Source organism: Sphingobium scionense (assembly GCF_014197035.1).
Classification (GTDB): Bacteria; Pseudomonadota; Alphaproteobacteria; order Sphingomonadales; family Sphingomonadaceae; genus Sphingobium; species Sphingobium scionense.
On the sequence record NZ_JACIEU010000068.1, the window covers coordinates 1 to 7,702 of the forward strand.

A 7,702-nucleotide genomic window follows, 5' to 3' on the forward strand; every position below is an offset into this window, starting at 1 on the left:
GGCTTCATCTTCGTTCCTTCGTCACTACGACGAAGCCCAGATCCTCCTTAAATCACAACCTCAAATCTGTGCCATTGGTGCTGACGGCGGACAGGCTGGTGACCATGCCGAGGCGGCTTGCGGGGCTGACGCTCGGCCTGCTGGCTGCGGCGCTCTTCCTGTTCCCTGTCGCCGCGAGCATGGCCGAACTCAGTGGGATCATCGTTGCTGCCGGCTGGAGCTCGGCAACCCTTCGATTGGTCACCAGCTTCTGGATAAGCGGTGCGGCAGCCCCTTCCGGCTTGAAGCTCGGTCTCCAGCATTCCGCCGCCAGCATCGGGCAGGCGCTCGCGCCGCTGGCGATCGCCGTCGTCGCTCCCGGGGCGCAGCACTTAGTCTTGTGGGGGATTGGTGGTCTGTCGCTGGCGCTGCTTGTGTCCTTGCCGCTCGCCTGGAGGCCGCCCACAATCGTGAAAACATCTGCGTGATGAGGGGAGGGGCGCATTGATGCGTATAGAAAAGGAGGGGCCACTGCCCCATGCTTATCGTTCTTCCGGGAGTCATTTTATGAAGACCCGCCTATCCGCCGCCTTGCTGTTCCTCGCCCTGCCCGGCGCAGCGCTTGCGGCGAATGATGTCGTCGTCCACCGGGATCCGGGATGTGGATGCTGTGAGAAGTGGGCCCAGGCGCTTCGCGCGAAACTGGGCCGCACGGTCGTCATGCGCGACGATGCGTCGCGCGGGGCGCTTCAGCGGAGGGCCGGCATGCCGGGCACGCTGGCATCCTGCCACAGCGCGATGGTTGATGGCTATCTGATCGAGGGCCATGTCCCGATCGCCGATATCAAGCGCCTGCTGGCAACCCGTCCCGTAGGCGTCAGAGGCATTGCGGTGGCGGGGATGCCGATCGGCTCGGAGGGCATGGAAGTGGCAGGCGCCGCCCGCCAACCCTATGCGGTGGTGTCGTTCGGCAGTTCGGGCCAGAAGGTCTTCGCGCGGCATTGATCACGCACGCCTCGGATCTCGCTGGTGATTTCCTGTTTGAATGACTGGGACTTGCTCGCCCCCACCTGTATAGTCATTTGATGCATGCTCCCGCTCGCCTCCATAGCCGCGCATCCGCTCCCCGGGCGAAAGCTTCTTCTGCGGGCGAACCCGCGGTCGACGCTGCCGGGGCGGAGAAGCAACCTCGCTATGTGACGATCAAGGACAGCATTTTCGAGGACATCCGGGAAGGTCGCCTGAAACCCGGCGACCAGACGCCGTCAGAGGCCGAGCTCGTCGAGACCTTCAAGGTCTCGCGCATGACCGCAAACCGGGCGTTGCGGGAACTGCAATCGGCCGGGATCGTGGTACGGCGGGCGGGGCGGGGCAGCTTTGTCGCCGAGCCCCGGCCGATCGGGCAGCTGATCGAGATCCGCAACATTGCGGATGAAGTGCGAAGCAGAGGGCATGCTTACCGCGCGCGCGTCGTCCACAACGTCGAAATACGAGCCGATGCGGAAAGGGCAGCGCTCCTGGAAGTCGGATTGGGCACGCGCCTCTTCCATTCGCTTATCGTCCATCACGAGACCGAATTCCCAATTCAGGTCGAGGAGCGCTTTGTGCTGGCATCTGCTGCGCCACGCTACGGAGAGAGGGATTTCAGCGCTTCGACGCCGAATGAATATCTGACACGTGTTGCCCCGCTCGAGCGAGTAGAGCACCGGGTGTGCGCGGCCATGCCGGATACAGGCATGCGAACAATGCTGGGCCTCGCTGAAGGAGAACCAGTGCTAATGATGACGCGCAGAACCTGGAGTCGCGGACGTCTCGTATCGCACGCTTGGCTCACGCACCCGGGAAACCGGTTCGAGCTGTCCGCCGCCTTCTCTGTCGAAACATAGGGATCAGCCGACGTTGACCTTCACAGCCGGTTTTCGCCTGCGCCGCATCCATCGCACGTCAGCACGGCTGAAGCTCTTAAAGAGCAGGTAGAAGCCCGTCCCCGACAGCCAGAGCGTGCCGAATGCGACAAAGATGATCAGCGGGTGATTGAAGCTGGCGCGATGCACATAGTCCATATTGTGCAGCATCCAGAAGAAATCCCAGGTGCGCCACGTGTCGCCGCGCATCACCAAGAATCGGCCGGTATCGGCGGAGATGTAGGCGCTGCTGTTCTCTGCGTCCGCGAAATCCAGTCGCCACATGGCGCCTTCGTGCTCGCGCGCTTCCAGATTCGGTCCGGCAAGCAACGTCGCCTTGCGGATCGGCGCTTCGTTCATCGTCGTCGCGATGTCGCGCGCGACCTGCTCGTCGACCCGAACCGGGGCGCCGCTCGTCGCGTCGATTAGCCGCGTGCCCGTGGCGGACCGAACCTCGTAGACGGGGCGTGCGGCAAGGTACCGCAAGGCGATGCCGAGCACGGGACCATCAAGAGCGAGCTTTGCCGGCGCAATATAGTCACCGGTGGGTAGGGCGTGCTGATGGCTGGCCTGCGCACTGTGTCCGCCGACCTTCTCCTGATCGAGCAAGGCCATCATCGAGCCGCTCAGAGCCCAAAGGAGAAACTGCACGCCCAGGATCAGGCCGACCCATTTGTGGATGCGCCGAAAAAAGAGCGGGGTGAACCGGATTTTCTTCATGCCTTCTTCTTCCTGCGCCGCGGGAACGACCAAAGCAGCAGCCAAGCCCCGGCCAGCGCCATGGCAAGGGCACTCCAGGTCGCCACGCGCAGCAGCGGATTGTTGACGTCGGAGCGATCGTCATAGTCCATGATGTGCAGCATCCACGCGAAATCGAACACGCGCCACAGTGCATGGCGGCGCGAGATCAGCTCACCGGTCTGCGGAGAGAGATACAGGGTTGGCCGGTTCCAGGCATCGAATTCGATCTGCCAATAGGGAGGCTTGCGCGCCTGCATTTCCAGTGGCGCCGTCGTCAGCAGCCGGGCTGCGACGATGTCCCCGGTGCCGCTGTAGATGCGCCGAGCGGCGGCGCGGATTTGTGCCTCGCTCAAATCGGGGATGGGCTGTCCCGAACCTGCATCGAAGAGTCTTGGACCACCCGGGGTTTGCGCGCGCCAGACGGGCTGATCCATGAACCGTTGCAGGCGGATCTCGGACGCGTCGGGAGCCGATTGAACAATCCGCGCCGGCGGGACGAAGCTCGCAAGGTCGATGGGGGCGACGACCGGTGGGCGGACCAGATCGTCGCCATGGATGATGTCGATATGGACGGCCACCATATAGAAGCCGGTCAGCGTCCAGAGCAGAACCTGGACGCCGACGATCAGGGCCAGCCACTTGTGCGTCCGGCGGATGACCAAAGGCCAGCGAATTGCCATGTGCTGCCCTTCAGAACGCGGTTCGGAAGCCGGCGTAGAAGCGCCGTCCGAGCAGATCATAGGTCATCGTGTCGGTGTTGGCATCGGTGAAGCTCTGGATATAGGGCGCCTTGCGGTCGAACAGATTATCGGCCCCGATCTGGAAACGTGTCTTCTCGTCGATCGCGAAGGCAAGCTGAAGATTGTGGTAGAAGACGTTCGGCGTGCGGTAGCCGATGTCGCCGGCCGATGCGTTGAAGTCGGTCGCCTTGCCGATCCATTGTGTCGACCAGGTCGCGCTGATGCCGTCCTTTTCCGCCGTCAGCACGCCATAACCACGCCATTTCGGATAGCCGCCATTGCCGCCCCCGATAAACCCGTCGAAATAGATCGGCGCGCCGCCGGGGAAGGGGTTTACGACATATTTGTTGAGATAGGTCATGTTGAGATCCAAGGAGATCTTCACCTCGCCCACCGCACCACTGTACACCAGACCCAGATCGAGACCATTCATCTCCTCGCGGCCGGTGTTGATGGGCTGGGCGGAGAGGTAAGTGACCTCGCCGGTCAGCGCGCTGCGCGTAAAGTCGCTGCAGAACGGGTGCGACAGGTTCTGGCTCGCATAGCAGACTGCGAGCTTGGTCGAGCCGGGAATGGCCCGGATCGCGTCCTTGATCTTGATGTCGAACCAGTCTGCCGTCAGCGACAACCCTGGGATGATGCCGCGCGGCGATATCACCGTACCAACGGTCCAGGTCGTGGAGCTTTCGGGCCGAAGGCTCTGGTTACCGCCCACTGTGGTGAGGATCGTGGTGCCGAGCTGCGTATAGTTGGCCGGCACACCGGACGCCTGACAATTGGCGATCAAGGTCACGTTGCCGCTGGAGGTGTAGCGCGAGCAGGGATCGGTCGTGGTCAGATTGCCTTCCGAGACGCCGCCGAAAAGCTCCGGCACGTTGGGAATGCGAAAGCCCGTCCCATAAGTGCCGCGCAGACGGATGCTGTCATTGACTACCCAGTCGGCACTGAGCTTGTAATTCCAGTCGCTCCCGAAGAGATTATAGTCTGAGTAGCGGACTGCGCCATCGAGCGTGAGCGCCTTGGCGAAAGCTGTGTTGGCAAGCACCGGCACCGATAGCTCGAGATAGGCTTCCTTGGCGGTGCTCGAGCCCGAAATAGGATCCTGCTGATTGACGTTCGCCACGCCGAGCACCGTCAACGGGTCGGGATCGCGCCAGCCTTTTTCGCGCCGATAGACCACGCCGGTGGCGAAGGACACCGCGCCGGCTGGAAGGGAGAAGAGATCGCCGTTGAGGTCAGCCGTGACCGTGCCGAGTTCGTTGCCTCCGCGATCGCGCGAGGTGAACAGAATATAATCCAGAACCTGAGGTGTCAGGTCTCCGAACCCAAGATAGTCACCGCAGGGGATGGCCGCGCCCGCCGTGCTGGAGCATTTGCTCCTGTCGAGCGTGTTCGCGACGCGCTCGAGATTGGCGATGTTGGTCGAGCCGTCGACGGCCGTGTTACGTCCGAAGCTGCCCGCGACCTCCCAGGCCCAGTCGTTAGCCAGCTTGCCGCGCAGCCCGAAGGTGCCTTGCCAGGTATCGGTCTCCTGGAAGAAGTGGCGCGCGCCGGGTTCGGCGAGGCGGCGCTGGGCCAGGACAAGGTTCTGGCCGGTCGGATTGGTTGGATTGCTGGCTGGTATCGAGAGATTGCGCAGCGTGCCGGGTGTCGCGATCTGATTCGACTTGCGGAACGTATAGAGGAACTCGCCGAACGCCTGGATGCCGTCGGTCAGCGCATAGTCCGCGAAGAAGGCCGTGCTGACGCGCTCGACCGGGCTGACCGCATTGAGGAACGGGTTCGAGTTGAAGTTGTGCTTGGCGGGACTGTAAGGCTCGTAGAAGTTGCCGTCGCCTCCAGATACCTGGTTGAAGTTGATCTGCTGGCCGTTGGGCAGCACCGCGCGTCCGCCGATCGTCGAGGCGCTGTTAACGCAGCTCAGCGAGCCCGGCGTCGTTTCAGCGAGCGAGCAGGGCGCACGCGAGGCCATGTTGACGGCGCTGGTCTTCTGGTAGGTGACTGCGGCCATGAACCCGCCACGATCGTTGCGAATGCCCCAAAGCAGGTCCGCGGTGAGATCGGAGCCGTCGCCGCGCTCGGTAATGCCTTGTCGGACGCTGAGACCCAGGCCTTCATAATCGGTGCGCGTGACAAGGTTGACCACGCCGGCCATGGCATCGGCCCCGTAGATAGCGGACGCGCCATCCTTGAGGACATCGGTGCGTGCCAGCGCCACGACCGGGATCATGTTGAGATCGGGTGAGGAATTGGCGCCGGTGCCGCCCGCGACGAGGCGCCGGCCGTTCAGAAGCACGAGTGTGCGCTTGATGCCGAGGCCGCGCAGATTGACCTGAGCGGTGCCATAACCGTTGTTCGTCCAGTAGGCCGATGTCTGGTTGCCCGCGAAGCCGGCATTGGCCGGCAAACGCTGCAAAGCGGTTTCGATATTGACGATGCCGGTATTTTGGATCTGCTCGGCGGTGACCACGGTGGCCGGTCCAACCCCGGCCAGATCCTGCCGACGGATTCGTGAGCCGGTAACGACGATGTCGCTGGCATCCTCCGGGACTTGTGCCTTTGGCTGGGGTGTCGGATCGGCCTGAGCGAGAGCCGGCGCGGCGTAGCCCGCGACGATGGCGGCGCTGCCGAGCAGGGCCATCCTGATGGTCATGTGCAATCCCCCTGATGTTTTAGAACAGCCACAGACAACATCAGTTGTATATACAGGTCAACAGTATTTTTCCTGTTTTTCCAACAGCTTAGTCTCGTGAAATTTAGATAGAGATATAGCTGTAATACGCACGCCAGACGTCGAACCCTCATGACTGAAGAGATATTTTTGCGAGCGCTCATTTGCGAAAGCTTTTGAAAGAAGAGGATAGAATATCATACCTTTCGTCGCGGGCGGCGGGCTGACGGCGATGCATGTCAATCTCCTGGTGACGCGGAGCGCCATTTCGCTGAGCCGCGAGGAGATTGCCTGGATGCTCAGTCTCTGCGGATTGGGCATGCTGGCGGCACAGATCTTCCATGCGAGGCTCGATTGGCTGGTGACCATGCCGAGGCGGCTTGCGGGACTGACGCTCGGCCTGCTGGCCGCCCACAATCGTGAAAACATCTGCGTGATGAGGGGTAGGGGGCATCGATGCGTATAGATCATTAGGATCCCTATCGCCTGCTTCCGGGAGCCGTTCATGAAGACCCGTCTATCCGCCCTCTTGCTGTTCCTCGCCCTGCCCGGCGCAGCACTTGCGGCGAATGATGTCGTCGTCCACCGGGACCCGGGCTGTGGATGCTGTGAGAAGTGGGCCCAGGCGCTTCGCGCGAAACTGGGCCGCAAGGTTGTCATGCGCGACGATGCGTCGCGCGGGGCGCTTCAGCGGAGGGCCGGCATGCCGGGCACGCTGGCATCCTGCCACAGCGCGATGGTTGATGGCTATCTGATCGAGGGGCATGTCCCGGTCGCCGATATCAAGCGCCTGCTGGCAACCCGTCCCGTAGGCGTCAGAGGCATTGCGGTGGCGGGGATGCCGATCGGCTCGGAGGGCATGGAAGTGGCGGGGGCTGCCCGCCAACCCTATACGGTGGTGTCGTTCGGCAGCACCGGGCAGCATGTTTTCGCGCGGCACTGATGCTGAGCAAGCTCTCGATAATCCGAAATCCTACTTCGCCTGGCCGAACGATGTCGAGACCAGGAGCGGCGCACGGCGCTTGCCCGACGCCGACCTTGCGTGGGCGTACTGCTGCCCTCAAGGGAGATGAAATATCATCTCAGTTTAGTGATCTAATATCCGGTGTCGTAGGGACGTCGGGGGCAATGACCCGTGGCGCGGATTGAGTCATCCATGTCACCGGGGTCGCGACACCTGCGCATCACAAGCGCGTCGCATCGCGAGCATCGCTCAATTCGATGGACGGCGAACACGCTGTTCTCGCTCGCGATGCTTGTCGTGTTCTGCTGGCACGGCATCCTTGTCCAGACGCATTTTCACACCAACGTCTGGCCGCTGTCCGCAGCGTCCGAATTGGCTTCGAGCAACGGTCTTACACATGGGCTCCACCGCGATATTCCTGGGCGAGAATTTCCTCATCACCGTTCGGCAGGGTTCGGCACGTTCGCACAGCGAGCTTCGCGCGCATCTCGAAATCACGCCGGAGCTGCTGCGCGAGGGTCCGGACTATGTGCTCCACGCCATTCTCGACTTCATCGTCGATGGCTATTTCCCGATCGTCGAGGCGATCGAGGAGGACGTGCTCAAGATTGTTGATTTCCACTGAGAAGTGATGGAGTGGATGCCCCCTCCCGACGGCATCAAATGTGCCATTGTGATGTTTCCGAACGTCACAGCAGAGGAG

At 62.2% G+C, this 7,702-nt stretch carries 7 protein-coding genes and 2 pseudogenes; 6 read left to right on the plus strand and 3 right to left on the minus strand.

Annotation, left to right across the window (positions count from 1 at the left end):
* From GGQ90_RS28470 to hutC, 3 genes and pseudogenes are all read left to right on the plus strand, one after another.
* Positions 1-467 (plus strand): annotated as a pseudogene (locus GGQ90_RS28470) (hypothetical protein); the annotation flags it as partial.
* Between the two features lie 79 nt (positions 468-546).
* The gene (locus tag GGQ90_RS28475) at positions 547-984 is read left to right on the plus strand and encodes a DUF411 domain-containing protein (RefSeq protein ID WP_185706849.1); all 438 of its coding nucleotides are present in this window, start codon (positions 547-549) and stop codon (positions 982-984) included.
* Between the two features lie 191 nt (positions 985-1,175).
* On the plus strand, positions 1,176-1,865 hold the full coding sequence (gene hutC / locus GGQ90_RS28480) for a histidine utilization transcriptional repressor HutC (RefSeq protein ID WP_188084613.1): 690 nt from the start codon (positions 1,176-1,178) through the stop codon (positions 1,863-1,865).
* Between the two features lie 3 nt (positions 1,866-1,868).
* Here the strand turns inward: hutC and GGQ90_RS28485 are convergent, their stop codons facing one another.
* Genes GGQ90_RS28485 through GGQ90_RS28495 form a run of 3 tightly spaced genes read right to left on the minus strand, consistent with a single transcriptional unit; the run spans position 1,869 to position 6,017 of the window.
* Positions 1,869-2,603, minus strand: coding sequence for a PepSY domain-containing protein (locus GGQ90_RS28485; RefSeq protein ID WP_188084614.1), 735 nt, complete (start codon positions 2,601-2,603; stop codon positions 1,869-1,871).
* Positions 2,600-3,304: a PepSY domain-containing protein gene (locus tag GGQ90_RS28490; protein ID WP_188084615.1), complete on the minus strand. Its 705-nt coding sequence runs from the start codon at positions 3,302-3,304 to the stop codon at positions 2,600-2,602. Before GGQ90_RS28490 ends, GGQ90_RS28485 begins: the two co-directional genes overlap by 4 nt.
* 10 nt (positions 3,305-3,314) lie before the next feature.
* Entirely contained in the window at positions 3,315-6,017 is a 2,703-nt protein-coding gene (locus GGQ90_RS28495; RefSeq protein WP_188084616.1) for a TonB-dependent receptor domain-containing protein, read from the minus strand.
* A 217-nt stretch (positions 6,018-6,234) separates the two neighbouring features.
* Here GGQ90_RS28495 and GGQ90_RS29960 point away from each other — a divergent pair.
* From GGQ90_RS29960 to GGQ90_RS28510, 3 genes and pseudogenes are all read left to right on the plus strand, one after another.
* Positions 6,235-6,444, plus strand: a pseudogene (locus GGQ90_RS29960) (MFS transporter); the annotation flags it as partial.
* Positions 6,445-6,540: 96 nt separating this feature from the next.
* Positions 6,541-6,978, plus strand: coding sequence for a DUF411 domain-containing protein (locus tag GGQ90_RS28505; protein ID WP_185706855.1), 438 nt, complete (start codon positions 6,541-6,543; stop codon positions 6,976-6,978).
* Between the two features lie 418 nt (positions 6,979-7,396).
* Positions 7,397-7,624: a CorA family divalent cation transporter gene (locus GGQ90_RS28510; RefSeq protein ID WP_246428508.1), complete on the plus strand. Its 228-nt coding sequence runs from the start codon at positions 7,397-7,399 to the stop codon at positions 7,622-7,624.
* The last annotated feature ends 78 nt before the right edge of the window (positions 7,625-7,702 follow it).